The following is a 17,815-nucleotide window of genomic DNA, read 5'->3' on the forward strand; positions in this document are numbered from 1 at the left end:
CGCCCGGAGCTGGTGGTGTCGGTGTTCGCCACGGCCACGTCGGCGGTCAACCGCCTGCGGGGCGGCACCCGGACGTCCTTCCGGCACCTGGTGCTGTGCACGGACGCCACCCCGCACCGGCTCTGGGTGCAGGAGGAGACGGACCTGTTCCTGGTCACCTCGGAGGTCGCCGCGTGCGGCGTACGGCGGTATCGGCCCGAGGCGCCGGTGGCCGTACTGCCCGCCCCGCTGCGGGCGCCGTTCTACCACCCGCCCTCGCGGGCGGAGGCGCGGGCGGAGGCGGGGGTACCGGCGGAGGCGCGGTGCGTGCTGCTGATGTCGGGCGCGTGGGGCCTCGGGCCGCTGGCCCGGACGGCGGCGGCCCTGGCCGACGCCGGCCCCCACGTCCTCGCGGTGGCCGGGAGCAACGCCGAACTGGAGCGGCGCCTCCGCCGTGCCGCTGAGGGTCGGCCGAGGCTGCACCCCTACGGCTGGACCGACCAGGTCCCCACCTTGATGGCCGCCGCCGATCTGGTCGTGACCAGCTCCGGCGACACGTGCAGCGAGGCCCGCGCCCTCGGCCGCCGCCTGCTGCTCCTGGACGTCGTCCAGGGCCACGGCCGCGACAACCTCCAGCACGAACTGGAACTCGGCCACGCCGACGTCGTCTCCGCCCGCCCGGCGGAAGTCGTCCGCTCCGCCCTGTCCGCCCTCACCCGCCCCGCCCCCGCCCCCTCCCCCGGCGCCACCCCGGAAGGCTGGCGCGCGGGTTTCACGGCGGCCCTGGCGAGGGTCGGCCTGGCCTGACCGTCCGACCACATCGAACCGATGCGCCGGACTGCCTCGGCCCGATAGCATCGCAGCTCAGCAAGCCTCGGCCCCGCACGCGCGGGGATGGTCCCCCCGGCCACCACCCACTCCCCCGCCCCGAACGCTCGGCCCCGCACGCGCGGGGGTGGTCCCGGGCATGCGTCCCTGGCCAGGATCGACATGGTCTCGGCCCCGCAGGCGCGGGGATGGTCCGCACTACAAGTTCGTGCCCCCGCGCATCGGCGGCTCGGCCCCGCACCTGCGGGGACTCCGCCGCTGGGGCCCGGCCGTATCGCCTGCTGCGGGTCAGCCCGGTCACCGGGGCCACGTCCGCCGCTGCCTCGACCTCGCAGCGGGTGCCCGGTGCGGTGCTACGCACGCACCGCACCGGGCGGGCCGGTCCACGTCGGCGGGGATGAGTCCGACGGCGGGCGCCCCCGCGTGCCGACCGGCACCGGCGGCTGCCGCACATCACGGACACACCGCGCTCGCCGGTGGGTCAGCGGGCGTCCGGGAGGAGGAAGTCGAGCAGGATCTGCCGGCTCGTCTGGGAGGTGAGACTCCCGTACACGTCGTCGAACGCGTGGTCGGCGAAGGGCAGTTCCTTCACCTCGACGTCGACGCCCTGGTTCCTCAGCGCGTCGCCGAGGCCGGTGACGGTCTCGGGGCGGGCGCTGCGGTCGCGGTCCCCGACGACGAGCAGGGTGCGGGGCAGGCCGGGGCGGACGTCGGAGGTCGGGGACACCTCGCGGTAGCGGTCCGGGTACTGCTCCGGAGTGCCGCCGGTGTACATCTCCGCCGCCTCGCGGGTCCCGGCCACGTCGTCCTTCCACATCTGCGCGACATCGGTGCCGGGGTAGAAGCCGATCACCGAGGCCGGGGGCGCAGGGGTGGCGCCCTCGGCGGCCTTGATGGTGCCGTTGTGGAGGCGGTAGGCGGTGTTCATCGCCAGGGTGCCGCCCGCCGACATGCCGCCGAGCGAGATCCGCGCGGTGTCGACGTTGTACGCGTCGGCGTTGCGCTGCACCCAGCCCATGGCGGAGACCAGGTCCTGCGGGGCCTTGTCCCAGGTGGGACGGTCGGGACCGGCCAGGCGGTAGTCGACTGCGAAGACGGCGACGCCGTGGTCGGCGAGCCAGCGGCCGGTGCCGCGCAGGTCGCTCTTGTCGAAGGTGTGGAAGCCGCCGGCGTGGGCGAGCACGACGGCCGGGGTCCGCTTGTCAGGTTCCTTCGCGGGCAGGTACGCGTCCACCCTCAGCGGCTCGCCCTCGGGGCTCGCGAACGTCTCGGTCGCGTCCGGCTTCACCGCGGGGTAGCCGAGTTCGGTGAACACCTGGCCCACCGAGATGTCGACGCCGGCCTCCCGGGCGGCCTGGAACTGGATGCCGCCGATGACCAGCGCGCCCACGGTGCACAGCGACGAGACGACGGTGACCACGCGGCCCCAGCGCACCAGGCCGGCCCGCCAGGCGAGCGCGGCCAGGCCGGCGGCGACGAGGGAGAACAGCGCCATGTGGAACGGGTACTGCCCGCCGAGGACCGGCCCGATCACGCCCGCCTTGGGTATCGCGGGGACGTACGCGCCGAGCACGACTGCGACGGCGAGGAACGCGAAGAACGACGCCAGGACGGCGGCGACGGCCCGCAGGATCCGGACGGGCCGGCCGGGACGTCCGGGCGGCGCGGCGAAGCTTCGGGGTGTGGTCATGGCTCTACTCCTGCGGTGGTGCGCGGAACTTGTCGGGAGCCGCGATCCGGCTCGTACAAGAACCTAGGAATCCGGCACCCTCGTGGGCCTCACACCGCGGAGCCATTCTCCGGAGCGGCTCTCAGGTAGGGGGTCGGGGGGAGGAGACGCCCGGGCCCCGACGCCGCACCACCGCGGGATCACAGACCGGTGCGGCCGGGAACGACCAGTCCCGTCTCGTAGGCGAGGACGGCGGCCTGGGTGCGGTCCCGCAGCTGCAGCTTCTGCAGGATGCTGCCCATGTGCGTCTTGACGGTCTGCTCGGCGACGACGAGTTCGGCGGCGATCTCCGCGTTGGACAGTCCCCGGGCCACCAGCGTGAGCACTTCGGTCTCGCGGTTGGTGAGGACGTCGATCCGCTCCTGGGCGGGTGGCTTCGCCGAGCCGCCCAGCCGGGCGAACTCCGCGATGAGCCGCTTGGTGAGCCCGGGCGACAGCAACGCGTCCCCGGCGGCCACGACGCGTACCGCCTCGGCCAGTTGGACCCCGGAGGCGTCCTTGAGGAGGAACCCGCCGGCGCCGGCCCGCAGCGCCTCGTACACGTACTCGTCGAGGTCGAAGGTGGTCAGGACGAGGATCCTGGTCGGCAGACCGGCCTGCCCGGTGATCCGGCGGGTGGCCTCGATGCCGTTCAGTCCGGGCATCCGGATGTCCATCACGACCACATCGGGGCGCAGTTCCTCGGCCTTGGCCACCGCGTCCAGGCCGTCCACGGCGGTCGCGATCACCTCGATGCCGGGCTGGGCTCCGAGGAGCACCGAGAAGGCCTCGCGGACCATCGCCTGGTCGTCGGCGATCATCACTCGGATCGTCATGCGGTCTGTTCCCTGTCTGTCCGGACGGCCGGGGCGGCGGGCACCGGCAGCAGTGCGGTGACCTCGTAGCCACCGTCGGGGGTGGTGCCGGCGGAGAACTCCCCGCCGAGCATCGCGGCACGTTCGCGCATGCCCAGGAGGCCGTGCCCGGCTCCCGGCGAGGGCTCGGCGGCCGCGGTGCCGGGCCCGTTGCGGATCCGCAGCCGGAGGGCGGCGTCGGTGTACGTCAGCTCGACGCGGGCCGCGGCGCCCGGGGCGTGGCGCAGCGTGTTGCTGAGCGCCTCCTGCACGATGCGGTAGGCGGACAGCTCCACGCCCTCGGGCAGCGGGCGGCGCGTCCCGGAGACCACCGCCCGCACGTCGAGTCCGGCCGCGCGCACCCCGGCGAGCAGGTCGTCGAGCCGTTCCAGGGTGGGCTGCGGAGCCTCGGGGGCACGCCTGCCGGGAGTGTCCTCGGAGCGCAGCACGCCGAGCAGGCGGCGCAGCTCGGTCAGTCCCTCCAGGGCGCCCGCGCGGATGTCGGCCAGCGCCGTGACCAGTTCCCGGGGCGGGTCCGCGACCCGGTACGGGGCGGCTTCGGCCTGGATGGAGATGACGGACATGTGGTGGGCGACCACGTCGTGCAACTCGCGCGCGATGCGGGCCCGTTCCTCCAGGACGGTGCGGTGGGCGCGCTCCTGCGCCAGGGCCCGTTCCTGCTCCAGGAGCCGGGCGCGGACCTCCCGCGTGCGGCGCACTCCGGTCGCGGCGGCCGCGACGAGGGCGAACAGCAGCAACACGATCACCGTGAAGTACCAGGGCCCGAGCCGCCCGCCCGCCAACTGCACTCCCAGTAGGAGGCCGGTGTTCAGCGCCGTCGTCTCGGCCGTCACCCTCGGCGGGTTGCGCAGCGCGACCAGGAACGACAGCCCGGCCTGCACGGCCCACGCCCATCCCGTGTACGGCGCGAAGGGCGGGTACAGCGAGAACACCGGCAGCATCACCAGCGACAGCCACCAGGCCGGCAGCGGTCGGCGCAGCGCCGCCACCAGGAGCGCGGCGTGGAGCATCCCGGCGGGCCGCGCCGGGATGTCCTCGGTGGCGGAGACGGCCGCGAAGACCGCCACCGCGACGACCGCGCCGTGCGGCAGCCACCTCAGCAGTCCCGGTCCGCCCATGGGCGGCATGGGCTGCGGGGCCGTGGTGAACAGGTCCTTCCGCACGGTGTGCAGCACTCCGCGCACCGATCGCCTTCCAGTCCTGTCCATACGGTCAGTATTGTCCACTTCGTCCACCTGAGGGCCGCGGCCGGGGGTGCTCAGCGGTTCGGCCGCTCGCGGTGCCTTCCTCGGCCTGGGTGCATTCGGTCACCACGCTACGGAGCGGACCCGCCGGCTGGCCTCCCGCTGGGGAGCCGTTCCCGGCCTGGCTCTCAGGTATGAGTCGGAGTGTCCCGGACAGTCCGGCGTACTCCGGCTAGGCCGGCCTAGGGGCAGGTCTCGCCGAACTTCACGGCCTTGAGCGTCACCGGCCGGCCGTTCAGGGGGGCGCCGGGCGCCGGGTCCTGCGAGCACACCTGCCAGTTCGACTGCACGACGATGATGCGGTTCTGCGCGGTGGCGTCCTCTGCCGTGATCGACGTCGACCTGTCGAGGGAGTCGTGCGCGGTCGAGACGGCCTTGCCCTTGAGATCGGGCATGACGGCGCCGGCCTTGGTCGGGGCACTCGCGCCTCGGTCGTGCGACGGGCACTGCTCGTCGAGCTTCACCGCGGCCATGTCGACCTTCGCGCTGGTGGGCTGCTCACCCGCGGCCGGGGACTGGCCGCAGACCTTCCAGTTGCGGTCGGCGATCTGGTTGCGGGAGCGGCCGAGTGCGTCGTGGCTGGTGAGCAGGTAGAAGCCCGCCTTCTGTGCGGCGTCCTGGGCGGACTGGAGACCCATGCCGATGAAGTTGGGAAGCACGGCGGTCTTCGCGCTGCCGCCACCCGCCGGAGCCGCCGCGCCTGCGGGTGGCGCGGCGGGCGCATCCGCGGCATCCGCGGCAGGCGCGGTCACGGCGGGTGCGGCGGTTGACCGGGTGGTGCCGGTGGCGATCGGATCGCACGCGGCGAGGCCGGCGACGGCCAGCACGGAGGCGAGGGCGGTGAGGGTGCGGCGCATGGGGTCCCCAGGATTGCGTGGTTGATGAGGGGACCGTAGTGGCGCACGGTGATGGCGTGTGGGTGATGTGACTGACCCGTGATCAACCGAAGGGTCCAGTGGCTGCGTCAGTACGGGATGCCGTGGTCGCGCAGGGGGCCGAGGGTGAGGTCGTGGTGGTGGCAGTGCGCGGCGATCAGGGGGAGGGCGGCGAGGGTCGCCTGCCAGGAGTCGGGGGCCGAGGTGCAGTCGGAGTCGTGGAGGAGGAGGGTGGCGCCGCCGGTCAGGGTGGGGCGGGCGGTGGCGTAGACGGTGGGGCCGGTGGCCGTGGGGAGCCAGTCTCGGCCCCAGGTGGTCCAGAGGACGGGGCGCAGGCCCAGGTGGTGGGCGGCCAGGGCGAGGCCGGTGGTGAGGACGCCGTACGGGGGGCGGTACCAGAGGGGGCGGATGCCGCACAGGGTGGCGATCGCTTCGGTGGTGCGGCGGAGTTCGCGGAGGTCGCGGGCGGGGGCGGGGCGGTACTGGCGGCGGTGGTGCCAGCCGTGGACGGCGACCTCGTGGCCGCGGGCGACCAGGTCGCGGCCGATGCCGGGGGCGCGTTCGAGCATGTCGCCGAGCAGGAAGAACGTCGCGTGGATGCCGAGGGCGTCCAGGGCGTCCAGGATCGGCGGGGTGCCGCGCGGGTCGGGGCCGTCGTCGAAGGTGAGCGCGATGTGTCCCGGGTCGCCGTGGCCGGCGGTGCGGCGGGCGAGGTGGCGGCGGACGGGGGGCAGACGGACGGCGGACGGGGCGAGGTGGAGCAACTCCACGGCGGCGAGGGATCCGAGGAGCAGGCGGGCGGCCCTCACCCGAAGCGCGAGGCCATCCGCCGGAACAGGCCCGGGGCGGCGCCGTGGAGACGGGCCGGGTAGCCGAGCCAGTGCGGCACGAAGACCCGGTCGCGGTCGGTGGTGAGCGCGCCGAGGACGATGTCGGCGACGGCCTCCGGCGGGACGGGGCGGGGGCGTTCGCGCTGGTAGTCGGTGCCGCGGGTGGCGAAGAACGGGGTCTCGACGGCGCCCGGCAGGATCAGCCGGACACCGACGCCGGTGCCGCGCAGCTCGTACCAGAGGCTCTCGGCGAACATCGTCAGCCCGGCCTTGGTCGCCGCGTAGGCGGCCTCGTCGCGGACGCCGACCTGGCCGGCCATCGAGCCGAGCAGGACGATCCGGCCCCGGTCGCGCTCCAGCATGCCGGGCAGCAGCAGGCGGACGAGCCGCAGCGGGGCGGCGAGGTTGACCTCCAGCATCCGGTCCAGGGTGTCGGTGGGCGTCCGGGCGAAGGGGCCGCGCCAGCCGATGCCGGCGCTGGCGACCAGGGCGTCCACCCGCCCGGCGGAGGTGAGGGCGGCTTCGGCGAGGCGCTGGGCGCCGTCGGGCTTGGCGAGGTCGGCGGGCAGCGGACGGCCGCCGGTGCGGGTGGCGGCGGCATCGAGGCGGGTCTGGTCGGTGCCGGAGAGCAGCAGCCGCCAGCCGGCGGCGGCGAGGCGGTCGGCGGTGGCGGCGCCGATGCCCGAGGAAGCACCGGTGACCAGGGCGACCGGCGGGGCGTCGGAGGGGCGCCGCCGGGCCCGGAGGGAGGGCGGATGGTCGTCGTCCGTGGTCATGGCACCTACCGCTCTGTGCGCACCTCGCCGTCCGATTTGTCCGGCAAGCCACCTTCGCACGACGGAGCCGTCCGAGCGACCGGGGTGGGGCCCAGCTCGGCCTCCACCTCGCCGAAGCGGGAGAGCACGAAGGTGCCGCCGACCGCCACCGCGAAGCCGGTCAGCGCGCACCAGCCGTAACCGGGGCGGGCGGCGTCGCCGAGGGCGGCCACCCCGACCAGGGCCGGGCCGAAGGTCTCCGAGACGGTGCCGGCGGCGGTCGCGGCCGTCACGGTGCCGCGCTGCAGGGCGAGCGCGTACGCGAGGTAGCCGCCGAGCCCGCCCAGGGCCAGCCCGTACGCGGCCGGGTCGGTGAACACGTCCAGCGGGCCGGCGACGTCGAGGACCCGGACGGCGAGGCTGGTCACGCCGAAGCCGACGCCCGCCAGCAGGCCGAGTCCGACGGCCGCCGCGGTGCCGTTGCGGCGGGCCAGCAGGAGGGTGAGCAGCAGCATCAGGCCGGTGGTGGCCAGCAGCGCCCAGTGGAACGCGGGCGGCGCGTGGTCGCGACCGACGTCGCCGGAGCCGACCGCCAGCAGGGTGAGCCCGACCACCACGGCGGCGATGCCGAGCAGGTCGGCGCGGTGCAGCCGGGCGCCGAGCAGGCGGGCGGCGGCGAGCGCGGTGACGGCGAGGCTGGCGTTGGTGACGGCCTGGACCAGGAAGAGCGGCAGGGTGCGCAGGGCGACGATGCTCAGCGCGAAGCCCGCGATGTCCAGGCCGGTGCCGAGCAGGAACCGCCAGGAGCGGAGCAGCGCCGCCAGCAGTCCGACCCGCACCCGGTCCGCGCGCGGGGCCTCGCGCGCGCCGCTCGCCTGGAACACCGAGCCGAAGCCGAAGCAGACGGTGGCGACCAGGGCGGTGGTGAGTCCGAGCAGCATGGCCCTCCCGGCGTCGGGGGCGCCCCCGGGGTGCGGGGGCCACCCTCAGTCTCCGCCGGGCGCGGCCGTCCCGCAGCGGGGGCCGGACCGGTGCGGCCGGCGGCCGGCCGGCCGGTCCCGCGCCGCCTCGGCGGGAGGGAGCCGGGCGCTACTCCCAGGGACCGGAGCAGCTGTAGCCGGTGGTCGACTTCTCCGGCCCGAACTTGATGTGGACGCTGGTGATGTGGCCGTGGCAGATGCCGCCGTCGGGAGCGACCTCCAGCAGCTCGGCATCGACGAGGAGGCGGTTGACCGTCCGTCCCTCGGCCTCGGTGATGCGCTTCAGGAACGCGCGCGGGCCCTTGCGGAACTCCGCCCACTCCTCCTCGGTGAACTCGACGTCCCAGACCTCGACCGGGTGGTCCGCCTCCTGGTACTTCGGCGTGAATTTGGCCATGATCGATCACCCCGCAATGGGAAATCCCCGTACCTCCAGGCTTCCGCTTCCGCACGCTCCCGGCAACCGCGGTCACGCCCGGTCACCGGCGAGGCGGCGGCGAGGCGACAGCGCTGCGGCTCAGCGCGCGGCCGCGGGCCCCGACACGGCGGCGAAGACCCCGGTCGCCACGGGGGCCGCGAGCATCATGGCGAGCACACCGTCGAGGCCCTCGTCCGCCGGCACCCACTGGCCCGTGACCAGCAGGAGGGCACCGCCCAGCACGACGAACGTCAGCAGTCCGGCCGCCGCCCCCCGGGCGCGGTGCGGCGGCCGCCTGCCGAAGTACTCGAGCGGAGGCCTGACGGTGGCCAGGACCGGCAGGCCCGTCCAGGCGACTCCCTCCGTCCAGTCACCCGGAGCCAGCCGCATCAGCAGGAGGAGCAGGCCGAGCAGCAGCACTCCGACCAGCTCGGCCAGGATCGTCGCCCACACCATCGCCCGGACGTGCACGTTCCGCTTCCCCCCTCGGCTCGTCTGCGAGGAGGGTACCCCGGCGGGTCTCAGCCGGCCCGGCCGGAGCCTTCGGCGAGAACAGGGAGGTCGGACCAGACGGGCGGAAGGGAGTCCGGGCGGGCGTGGACGGCGTAGTGGTGCGGGGCCATCGCGGTGACCCGGCCGGGGAGGGCGGCGATCACCGCGCGGTGGGCGGCGGCGGGCGTGAGGCCGGGGTCGGCGGTGGCGATGCGGGCCGTCAGACCGTCCTCGGCGCGGGTGAGGTCGATCGCCGCGGCGGCGGGGCCGAGGGCGTCGGCGAGCAGGGCGCGGACGGCGTCGAGGTCGATCCAGTCGGCGCCGACGCGGTGCCAGTCGCCCGTCCGGGTGGCGGGGCGCACGCCGCTGAGTCCGGCCAGTTCGGTGAGCGGGAGGGGCCGGTCGGCGGCGGCCGCGAGGACGGCGGGCACGGCGCGGGCGAGGCGCTCGGTGTCGTCCCGGTCGAGCACCTGGGGGCAGGCGAGCAGGACGAACTCCAGGCTTCCGGTGGTGCGCAGGATGTTCGTCATGAGCCGGACCGGCAGCGGCTGGTCCGGCAGCCACTGCACCTCGGGGTCGGTGGTGGGCGCGGGGCGGGCGTCGGACAGCGCCTCCGGGATGGCGAGGCTGAGGTCGTTGACCACGACCTGGCGGGCGAAGCGGGCGCCGCGGCGCTCGGCGATCTCCTCGGTGAGCCGCCAGACCTCGTCCGCGTTGAGGGTGCTGTGCCAGTAGCCGGAGAAGGAGACGGACTTGGTGCGGCCGATGAGCGCATCGAGGTCGCCGGCGTCGGTGTCGAGGGCGATCAGCGCGTCCTGGGCGAGGGTGCCGATGTGGTCGGCGAGCGCGGCGCGCTGGCGGTTGGCGGACAGTGCCGAGATCACCAGGTCGGTGCGGTCGGCGCGGTGCGCGGTGAGGGCGGCGAAGACGGCGAGCAGGACGACCGACGGACCCGCGCCGGTCCGGCGGCAGACCGTCTGGAGGTCGGCGGCGGCGGTGCGGGAGCGCACCAGTACGGTCGCGAGCGGGTCCTGCTCACCGGTGATGCCGTCGGTGGCGAAGACCGTCGAGGGGCCGGTGGCGAGGATCGACTCCCAGTGCTTGAGCGCGGCGGCGGCCTTGCGCCGGCCCTGGGCGCTCTGCTCCTGCGCGGCCACCTGGAGCGGGGTGCGGGAGGTGACGGGCGGCAGTTCCTTGCCGGCGGCGAGGTCGGTCCAGTCCCGGATGAGCAGGCTGACGGCGGCGCCGTCGGCGCCCGCGTGGCAGACCGTCACGACCATTCGGCGCACCAGCCCGCCGTCCACGACGAGGGCGAAGCGCAGTCGCGGCGCCGCCGCGAGGTCGAACGGAACGGTGACGTCAATGCGCCCCAACTCATCGGCCATAACGTCGAGTTCGGCATCCGTCCGACCGCCGGCCGGGGTCGTGGCGACGGTGAAGGCACCCTCGGTACGGGCCTCCTGCCGCTCGGGGAAGGCACCGTCGCCGGGGCCGGGCGGGAACGCGGTGCGCAGCGACTCATGGCGCTCGACCAGCGCGCGCAGCGCGTCGAGGGCGGCGGCGAGGGTGGTGCCGCCGGGGACCGGCCAGGCCGAGGCCTGGTTGATCTGCTCGGGCCGGTCGCGCCGGATGCAGCGGATCATGTTGTCCTGGCCGAGGGTGAGCGGGCCGCAGCCGCCGCTCGCGCCGCGGTACCGGACCGTGATCCGCCCGGTGGTCTCTTCCACGTCGTACGTCACGTCGGACGCGCCCTTCGGTTCAAGAGGTCTCGGCGGAATGCGGTCGGGACGCTATCAGCGGGCCGATCTTCCGGTCCAGACCAGAAACATGGGATGCCGAATAGAGCTGATGGCCCGTCAACTATCTGGCATTGCAAGGTCATTGGGCGCCCGCCAGGGACGGACGCGGGCCTGGAACGGGCGGGCGCCGACGGCCGCGAGGGCGGCGCGGAACGGCCCGGGGGCGGGCAGGTCGTCGACCCGGCAGGGGCCGGGTCCGAGCGCGCCGGGGTCGGCGAGCAGCACCGGCGCGGGACCGGCCAGCGGCAGGCCGAAGCCCTGGACGAGCCGGCCGCCGTAGGCCTTGACGCAGGCCTCGCGGCGGCACCACAACTCGGTGAACCGCTCGGCGGGAAGCGGGTCGGCCTCGACCGAAGCCGCCTCGGCCGCGGGGAAGTAGCGCCGGGCCAGGCGCACGGCGGCCCGGGCGTCGCGGACCTCCTCCACGTCGACGCCGACGGCGCGGTCCTCGGCGAGGGCGACGGCCGCGAGGGCTCCGGAGGCGGACTGGTTGACGGCGATTCCGTCGAGTTCGGGTTTGCCGTGCGGGCCGCGGCGCCAGACGAGCCGTGCGGGATCGCGGCCGAGCCGGGCGCCGGCCAGCAGGCGGACGGCGCCGTGGGCGACGGTGAACCGCCGCCCGGAACGCGGGTCGGGCCCGTCGGCGCGGGCGAGTTCGGCCGGGTCGAGCAGCGCGCGCAGGGCTCGGACCACCGGCTCGGGCTGGTCGGTGGGGACCAGCCAGACGTCGATCCGGTCGACGCCCTGGGCGGGCCCCGTTCCCGGGCCGGTGTCGGGTGCGGCGTCGGGGGTCACGGCCGTGGGCCGGCGCGCAGGGTCAGGGTGGAGAGCACTCCGAGCCGGGGGTCGAGGTCGGCGAGCAGCACGGGGCGCCGTTCGTCCCGCCAGGCCGGCAGCCGGTCGGCGAGCGCGGACCAGAGCCCGGTGAACGGCTGGCCGGCCGCCGCGCGGACGACGTCCAGGCCGGGCGCCTCCAGGCCGGGCACCTCCAGCGCAGTGGAGAGCACCACGGCGGCCCCCTCCCCCAGCTCCTTCGCCCGTCGGAGCACCTCCTCGGCGGCGGAGCCGGCGTCGGCACCGCTCTCCTGGACGACGTCCAACTCCTCGCCCGGCGCCGTCTCGCAGACCAGGACGACCGCGCAGTGCCGTTCGGGCAGGGTGACCGGCGCGGCCGGCTCGTAGTGCAGGGCGGTCTGCTCGGCGAGGACGACGACGGCGCGGTGGGCGACGCCGGTCCGCTGGTACGCGGTGGCGGCGCGCAGCGCGGCGAACGCCCCGCCGGTGCCCTGGTCGCAGAGCCCGAGCGCGAGCGGCGAGCCCGCGCAGGAGCGGCTGAGCGCGAGCGAGGTGGGCGCACCGGGCCGGACGTCGGGCGAGTCGAAGGCCTGGACGAGCACGTCCGCCGGCTCGTCGGGGCCGAGCGCCTCGGTGAGCAGGCCGGCGGCCAGTTCCTCGTAGGCGTGTCCGACGCCCTCGGCCAGCAGGTCCTCGCGCAGCGGCAGGCCGTAGGGGCGGACCAGGTCGGAGACGAAGACCCGCAGGTCGGGGTCGAGGGAGAGTTCGGAGCGGCCGTCGGCGTGCCGCGTCAGCACCCGGGTGAGACCCGGTGCGGCGGGCACCGGTCAGTCCTCGGGGATGACGTGCGCGGCGACGTAGTCGGCCAGCTTGGTGACCGAGCGCAGGTCGTCCTCGGTGATCTGCTCGACGTCGACCTGGAGGTCGAGCGCCTCCTCGACCTCCAGGATCAGCTCGATGGTCCCGGCCGAGGTGAGGCCGAGGTCGTCGAAGAGGCAGGCGTTCTCGGGGATCTCGGGCAGGTCCCGCTTGAGGACGCGCGGCAGCAGTTCGCCGAGGCTGTGCAGGATCCGGTCGCGCAGCTCGGTGTCGGTGGTCTGGACCACTTGGTCGGACATGGGTGGGACCGTCCCGTCGTGCGTGGTGGACTTGGGTCCGGGCGGCCGGGGAACCGGCGTCCGGGGTGGAGCGACTGACCGAGCGTCAGTGCTCGACAACCATGGCGGAGAAGGTGGCTCCGATGCCTGCGGCGGCGATGAGGTAGCGCTCGCCGCGGCCGAGCAGCCCCCGCGTGGTGGCGGTGTGCAGGTTGATCAGGCTGTCCGCAGCGAAACTGTGCCCCACCGCGGGCACGTTGTCCAGCAGCACCTTCCCGATCGGGAAGCCGAGCCGGCGCGCGATCATCCGCCAGGAGGCCTGGTTGACGTTGTGCGGCAGCAGCAGCGCGAGGTCGGAGAGGTCCAGACCGGCCTGGTCGAGGGCGTCCTCGATCGCCTCGATCATCACCGCCGGGTACTCGCGCTGGTAGCGGGCGAGCAGCTCCGGGTCCTCGGCCAGCCGGCCGTCGAACTCGGGGCGCTGACGCATCGTGTAGGAGAGCACGCGGTCGTGCTCGCCGCCGGCGCTGACCAGGCAGGCGGCCGCGCCCTCGGCGAAGATGCCGGTCTCGGGCACCACCTGGGCGTCCTTGGTGAAGGTCTTCTCCCCGGCGAGCACCAGGGCCAGCGCCTCCCGGTCGGGTTCTCCGGCGAGCAGGCGGCCGGCCAGGTCGACGGCCAGGAGCCCCACCGCGCAGGCGTGGTGGGTGACGGTGAAGGCCTGGGCGTGGCCGAGGCCGTAGCGGTGGAGCAGGTCGTGCAGCGGGTTGAGCGGGTAGGGCACCGCCACCGGCATGCTGCGCGCGTGGATCACGAAACGGACGTGCCGTTCGCGTCCGCGCAGCTCCGGAAGGGCGTCGACGGCGGCGCCGAGCAGGTCGGGCAGCTTCCCGTCCGGGTCCAGTCGCAGCTGGTCCAGGCCGTGGAAGCGGCGGAAGAGTCGAAGTTGACGTGGGGTCAGGCCGATGCGCTCGCCCACTGCCTCGATGGGCACGATGTGGTGGGGGAGGTGGACGGCCACTGCCTCCAGTGCGGTCACGCGGGCTAGTATTCCCACGCCCGACGGGTCCGCACAAGTGATCTCGGGCGGTTGCGGCACACAGCCCGCACATCCCACCCATGGAACGCGCACGTTTCGTGCCGCCGTCCCCCCGCCCCCGCTTCGTCGAGACGGTGGAGTCCCAGATGACCGATCGTGAACCTCCCATCGCCGTGCCGCCGGTCCGTCCGGCGCTGGTGTCCCTGCTGGCCGACGTCGCGCAGGCGCCGCCCGGCTGGACCGCGCGGGTGACCCCGCAGGCCCGGCTGGACGGGGACCTGCTGCTCGACGAGGGCGAACTCGCCGCGCTGCACGAGGGGCTGCGCCGGGACTTCGGCCCGTCGGTGGACCTCGCCGCGCTGCGCGCCGGGCTCGACCTGGCCGCGCTGGAGGCGCTGACCGTCGCCGACGTCGAGCGGCTGCTGCCCGCGGAGGACGCCCGATGAGCCGCTTCCTGCTGGTGGTCCCGCCGCTGACCGGGCACGTCAACCCGACCGTGGGCCTGGCCCGGGAGCTGGTCGCGCGCGGCCACGAGGTGGCCTGGACCGGCACCGAGACGGCGCTGCGCCCGCTGCTCGGTCCGGACGCGACGGTGTTCGGCACCGGCACCCGGGCGTTCCGGGCGCAGGGCGGGCACGGGCTGGCCGCCGTCCGCTCGCTGTGGGAGGGCTTCATCGTCCCGTACGCGCGGTTCACCCTGAAGGCGCTGGACGCGGCGGTGCGCGAGTACCGGCCGGACGCGCTTCTGGTGGACCAGCACACGCCGGCCGGGGCGCTGGTGGCGCACCGGCACCGGCTGCCCTGGGGCACCCTGGCGCCCGGCGCGATGGAGCTGGGGCGGCCGTTCCGGACGCTGCCGCTGGTCGAGGAGTGGATGACCGGGCTGCTCCGGGGCCTGTGGCGCCGGGCCGCGCTGCCCGAGGAGGAGTACGTCGACCCGCGGTTCTCCCCCGCACTGGTGCTCGCCTTCACCGGCCCGGCACTCATCGGTCCGGCGCCGACCGGTCCCGAGGCGCTGCCGGCGCAGTGCGCGCTGGTGGGGCCGGCCCTGGCGGACCGGCCGGCCGATCCGGCGTTCCCCTGGGAGCGGCTGCTGCCGGACCGCCGCCGGGTGCTGGTCACCATGGGCACCCTCTCCGGCGAGCTGGGCGCGGACTTCCTGGCCCGGGCGGTGCGGGCGCTGGAGCAGGCCGGGCCCGGCGTGCAGCCGGTGTTCGCGGCGCCCGGCGAGCTGCTGCCCGCGCTGCCGCCCGGCGCGGTGGCGGTGGACCGGGCGCCGGTGCTGGAGCTGATGCGGCGCGGGGTGCTGGACGCGGTGCTCTGCCACGGCGGGATGAACACCGTCGGCGAGGCGCTGGCGCACGGGCTGCCGCTGGTGACAGCGCCGATCCGGCACGACCAGCCGTTCGTGGCGGCGCAGGTGGCCGCCTCGGGCGCCGGAGTGCGGGTGCCGTTCGCGAGGGTGACGCCGGATCACCTCGGCGCGGCGCTGCGCACGGTGCTGGAGGATCCCGGGTACCGGGCCGCGGCGGCCAGGGTCGGGGCCGGACTGCTCGCCGGCGGCGGGGCCGTGACGGCCGCCGACCGGGTGGAGGCACTGGTCGCGACGGGTGCCCGCCGAGGCAATCCACTGGTCTAGGCCATTGTTTCCGGGGCGCCGCAGACTCTAGGGTGGCCCGCAGCACCGCTTCCCTGGTGCCCCGCGCGCCGCCTTCCCGGCGCCCCGGCAAGCCATCCCCGCACGGGAGTTCTGGTTGATCGAGACCAAGGGGCTGAGAAAGTCCTACCCTTCCAAGAAACGCGGCCAGCCCCCCGTGGACGCCGTCCGAGGCATCGACCTGGACGTCGAGCCAGGTGAGATCGTCGGCTTCCTCGGCCCCAACGGCGCCGGGAAGACGACCACCCTGCGGATGCTCGCGACCCTGATCCGCCCCGACGGCGGCGAGGCCCGGATCGCCGGCGCCGACCTGTTCGCCGACCCCGCCGAGGTGCGCCGCCGGATCGGCTACGTCGCCCAGGGCGGCGGCACCACCGACGCCGTCACCGCCCGCGAGGAACTCGTGATGCAGGCGCGGATGCACGGCAGGAGCAAGGCCGAGGCGCTGAGCCGCGCCGAGGAGGCGCTCAAGGCCTTCGAGCTCACCGAGTTCGGCGACCGGCCGTGCCGCACCTACTCCGGCGGCCAGCGCCGCCGGCTGGACATCGCGCTCGGCGTCATCCACGCGCCGAAGGTGCTGTTCCTCGACGAGCCCACGGTCGGCCTCGACCCGGCCAGCCGCGGCCACGTCTGGGCCGAGATCCGGCGGCTGCGCGGCGAGGGCATGACCGTCGTCGTCACCACCCACTACCTCGACGAGGCCGACGCGCTCTGCGACCGCGTCTCCATCGTCGACCACGGCGGCATCGTCGCCGAGGGCACGCCCGAGACGCTCAAGCGCGAGATATCCGGTGACGTCGTGCTCATCGGCCTGGGCCCCGGCGAGGCCGAACGGGCCGCCAAGGCGCTGCGCGAGCAGCCCGGCCTGCCGCTCCTGCACCGCCTGGAGCTGAGCGGCGAGGACGGCGTGCGGCTCTACCTGGACGACGGCGCCGCCGCCGTCCCCCGGCTGCTGCGCGCCCTGGACGCGGCCGGTGTCGTCACCGGCACCGTGCAGTTGCAGCGGCCCAGCCTGGACGACGTGTTCCTGGCCCGCACCGGCCGCTCCATCGGGCAGTCCTGACCCCACCTCCGGATCCCCTAGGAGGGGCCAATGAAGCTCGCCCGCGACACCTGGCTGGTCTTCCAGCGCCAGCTGCTGCTGATGTGGCGAACACCGGTCTGGATCGCCGTCGGGGTGATCCAGCCGATCTTCTACCTGCTGCTCTTCGCGCCGCTGCTCAAGAAGGTGCTGGAGCCGATGGGCGCGCGGAGCTACGCCGAGGCCTACCAGATCTACGTGCCGGGCCTGTTGGCGGTGCTGTGCATCTTCGGCGGCCTGTACACCGGCTTCAGCCTGCTCGGCGAACTGCGGGCCGGGATCATCGAGCGGGCCCGGGTCACCCCGGTCAGCCGGCTCGCCCTGCTGCTCGGCCGGGCGCTGCGCGAGACGGTGGCGCTGCTCGTCCAGGCGGTGATCATCACGCTCATCGCGCTGCCGTTCGGCCTGCGGGTCGGGCCGGTCGACCTGGTGCTGGCCTTCCTGTTGATGGGCCTGCTCGCGCTGATGACCTCGGCGATCTCCTACGGGATCGCCCTGGTGCTGCCGGCCGACGAGGCGATGGCGCCGGTGGTGAACACCGTCGCCCAGCCGATCGCGCTGCTCTCGGGCACGCTGCTGCCGCTGGCGCTGGCGCCGATGTGGCTGCAGACGATGGCCAAGTGGAACCCCTTCTACTGGGCCGTGGAGGGCATGCGCGCGCTGTTCGCGGGCGACGTCGGGGACAGCGTGGTCTGGCAGGGCCTGGTGGTGGTCGCGCTGATGACGGCGGCGGCGGTGTTCTGGTCGGCCCGGCTGTTCTCGACCCGGGTGCGCTGAGGTTCGACGACGGCGCGGTGGCGGGCTGGTGGCGGGCCGGGCGGTCCTCGGGCCGTCACCGCAGGCCGGGCAGCCGTCGGTTGGTTGTCCGGCCCGTCGCGGCGGACCTATCGTCAGATCAGCCGATCGTCCGTTCGTCGAGAGGAACCGCATGAGCCCCCGGTCCGAGAACACCCCGGCCGCCGACCGTCCCGGTACGCCCGCGCGGCGCCGGGGCACCCGTCTGGCCATCGCGGGCGGGGCGATCGCCGCACTGCCCGTGGTGGGCCTGCTCGCCGCCACCCCGGCTGCCGCCAAGCCGCCGATCAAGGTCACCGACGCCCGTCCGACCGCCGCCATCGCCGCCAAGCCCCCGGCGAAGGCGGTGACCGCGAAGCCGCCCGCCAAGGCGGTGGCCGCCAAGCCTCCGACGAAGGCGGTCGCGGCCAAGCCGCCGGCCAAGGCCGTTGCCGCGAAGCCGCCCGCCAAGGCGGTCGCGGCCAAGCCCCCGACGAAGGCGATCGCCGCCAAGCCGCCGATCAAGGCCGTCGAGAGCGGCCCGCGGGCGGCCGCCGCCCGCTGACCGCACGCCCGCGAAGGCGGCGCC

General features: G+C 75.0%; 19 protein-coding genes and 1 pseudogene. 6 read left to right on the top strand and 14 right to left on the bottom strand.

From position 1 onward, the window contains the following. Positions 1-786, top strand: a pseudogene (locus tag ACFU74_RS28580) (hypothetical protein); the annotation flags it as partial. 502 nt (positions 787-1,288) lie between these two features. Here the strand turns inward: ACFU74_RS28580 and ACFU74_RS28585 are convergent. From ACFU74_RS28585 to ACFU74_RS28650, 14 genes are all read right to left on the bottom strand, one after another. Next, positions 1,289-2,497: an alpha/beta hydrolase gene (locus tag ACFU74_RS28585; RefSeq protein WP_380761809.1), complete on the bottom strand. Its 1,209-nt coding sequence runs from the start codon at positions 2,495-2,497 to the stop codon at positions 1,289-1,291. A 179-nt stretch (positions 2,498-2,676) separates the two neighbouring features. Continuing rightward, positions 2,677-3,351: a response regulator gene (locus ACFU74_RS28590; protein WP_380761811.1), complete on the bottom strand. Its 675-nt coding sequence runs from the start codon at positions 3,349-3,351 to the stop codon at positions 2,677-2,679. Further along, the gene (locus tag ACFU74_RS28595) at positions 3,348-4,598 is read right to left on the bottom strand and encodes a sensor histidine kinase (RefSeq protein WP_380761813.1); all 1,251 of its coding nucleotides are present in this window, start codon (positions 4,596-4,598) and stop codon (positions 3,348-3,350) included. The genes ACFU74_RS28590 and ACFU74_RS28595 overlap by 4 nt, the downstream gene beginning before the upstream one ends. Positions 4,599-4,816: 218 nt before the next feature. Continuing rightward, positions 4,817-5,491 (bottom strand): hypothetical protein, encoded by a 675-nt coding sequence (locus tag ACFU74_RS28600; RefSeq protein ID WP_380761815.1) that lies wholly within the window; start codon positions 5,489-5,491, stop codon positions 4,817-4,819. A 107-nt stretch (positions 5,492-5,598) separates the two neighbouring features. Further along, positions 5,599-6,318 carry a polysaccharide deacetylase family protein gene (locus ACFU74_RS28605; RefSeq protein ID WP_380761817.1) on the bottom strand — a complete coding sequence of 240 codons (720 nt, stop codon included), beginning with the start codon at positions 6,316-6,318 and terminating at the stop codon, positions 5,599-5,601. Beyond that, on the bottom strand, positions 6,315-7,115 hold the full coding sequence (locus tag ACFU74_RS28610; protein ID WP_380761818.1) for an SDR family NAD(P)-dependent oxidoreductase: 801 nt from the start codon (positions 7,113-7,115) through the stop codon (positions 6,315-6,317). Before ACFU74_RS28610 ends, ACFU74_RS28605 begins: the two co-directional genes overlap by 4 nt. Positions 7,116-7,120: 5 nt before the next feature. Further along, positions 7,121-8,035, bottom strand: coding sequence for a hypothetical protein (locus tag ACFU74_RS28615; protein WP_380761820.1), 915 nt, complete (start codon positions 8,033-8,035; stop codon positions 7,121-7,123). A gap of 148 nt (positions 8,036-8,183) precedes the next feature. Continuing rightward, positions 8,184-8,471, bottom strand: coding sequence for a hypothetical protein (locus tag ACFU74_RS28620; protein WP_380761822.1), 288 nt, complete (start codon positions 8,469-8,471; stop codon positions 8,184-8,186). Between the two features lie 120 nt (positions 8,472-8,591). Then, complete coding sequence (locus tag ACFU74_RS28625; protein WP_380761824.1) at positions 8,592-8,963, bottom strand: hypothetical protein; 372 nt, start codon at positions 8,961-8,963, stop codon at positions 8,592-8,594. Positions 8,964-9,013: 50 nt separating this feature from the next. Continuing rightward, the gene (locus ACFU74_RS28630) at positions 9,014-10,723 is read right to left on the bottom strand and encodes a condensation domain-containing protein (protein WP_380761826.1); all 1,710 of its coding nucleotides are present in this window, start codon (positions 10,721-10,723) and stop codon (positions 9,014-9,016) included. A gap of 117 nt (positions 10,724-10,840) precedes the next feature. Then, positions 10,841-11,578, bottom strand: coding sequence for a 4'-phosphopantetheinyl transferase family protein (locus tag ACFU74_RS28635; RefSeq protein ID WP_380761828.1), 738 nt, complete (start codon positions 11,576-11,578; stop codon positions 10,841-10,843). Further along, positions 11,575-12,402 carry a hypothetical protein gene (locus ACFU74_RS28640; protein WP_380761830.1) on the bottom strand — a complete coding sequence of 276 codons (828 nt, stop codon included), beginning with the start codon at positions 12,400-12,402 and terminating at the stop codon, positions 11,575-11,577. Before ACFU74_RS28640 ends, ACFU74_RS28635 begins: the two co-directional genes overlap by 4 nt. A gap of 3 nt (positions 12,403-12,405) precedes the next feature. Next, a complete protein-coding gene (locus ACFU74_RS28645; protein ID WP_380761832.1) occupies positions 12,406-12,696 on the bottom strand; it encodes an acyl carrier protein in 291 nt (96 codons plus the stop codon). An 85-nt stretch (positions 12,697-12,781) separates the two neighbouring features. Next, positions 12,782-13,714 carry a 3-oxoacyl-[acyl-carrier-protein] synthase III C-terminal domain-containing protein gene (locus tag ACFU74_RS28650; protein ID WP_380761835.1) on the bottom strand — a complete coding sequence of 311 codons (933 nt, stop codon included), beginning with the start codon at positions 13,712-13,714 and terminating at the stop codon, positions 12,782-12,784. Between the two features lie 146 nt (positions 13,715-13,860). Between ACFU74_RS28650 and ACFU74_RS28655 the strand changes: the two genes are divergently transcribed. The 5 genes from ACFU74_RS28655 (at position 13,861) to ACFU74_RS28675 (ending at position 17,791) form a co-directional block, all read left to right on the top strand. Continuing rightward, positions 13,861-14,160: a hypothetical protein gene (locus ACFU74_RS28655; RefSeq protein WP_380761837.1), complete on the top strand. Its 300-nt coding sequence runs from the start codon at positions 13,861-13,863 to the stop codon at positions 14,158-14,160. Beyond that, positions 14,157-15,353, top strand: a complete 1,197-nt coding sequence (locus ACFU74_RS28660) for a glycosyltransferase (protein ID WP_380761839.1) — start codon at positions 14,157-14,159, stop codon at positions 15,351-15,353. Before ACFU74_RS28655 ends, ACFU74_RS28660 begins: the two co-directional genes overlap by 4 nt. A 175-nt stretch (positions 15,354-15,528) precedes the next feature. After that, positions 15,529-16,434, top strand: a complete 906-nt coding sequence (locus ACFU74_RS28665) for an ATP-binding cassette domain-containing protein (RefSeq protein ID WP_380761841.1) — start codon at positions 15,529-15,531, stop codon at positions 16,432-16,434. 30 nt (positions 16,435-16,464) lie between these two features. Beyond that, the gene (locus ACFU74_RS28670) at positions 16,465-17,229 is read left to right on the top strand and encodes an ABC transporter permease (protein WP_380761843.1); all 765 of its coding nucleotides are present in this window, start codon (positions 16,465-16,467) and stop codon (positions 17,227-17,229) included. Positions 17,230-17,380: 151 nt separating this feature from the next. Continuing rightward, entirely contained in the window at positions 17,381-17,791 is a 411-nt protein-coding gene (locus ACFU74_RS28675; protein WP_380761845.1) for a hypothetical protein, read from the top strand. Positions 17,792-17,815: the final 24 nt, after the last annotated feature.

It is taken from the genome of Kitasatospora sp. NPDC057500 (genome assembly GCF_042802195.1).
Classification (GTDB): domain Bacteria; phylum Actinomycetota; class Actinomycetes; order Streptomycetales; family Streptomycetaceae; genus Kitasatospora.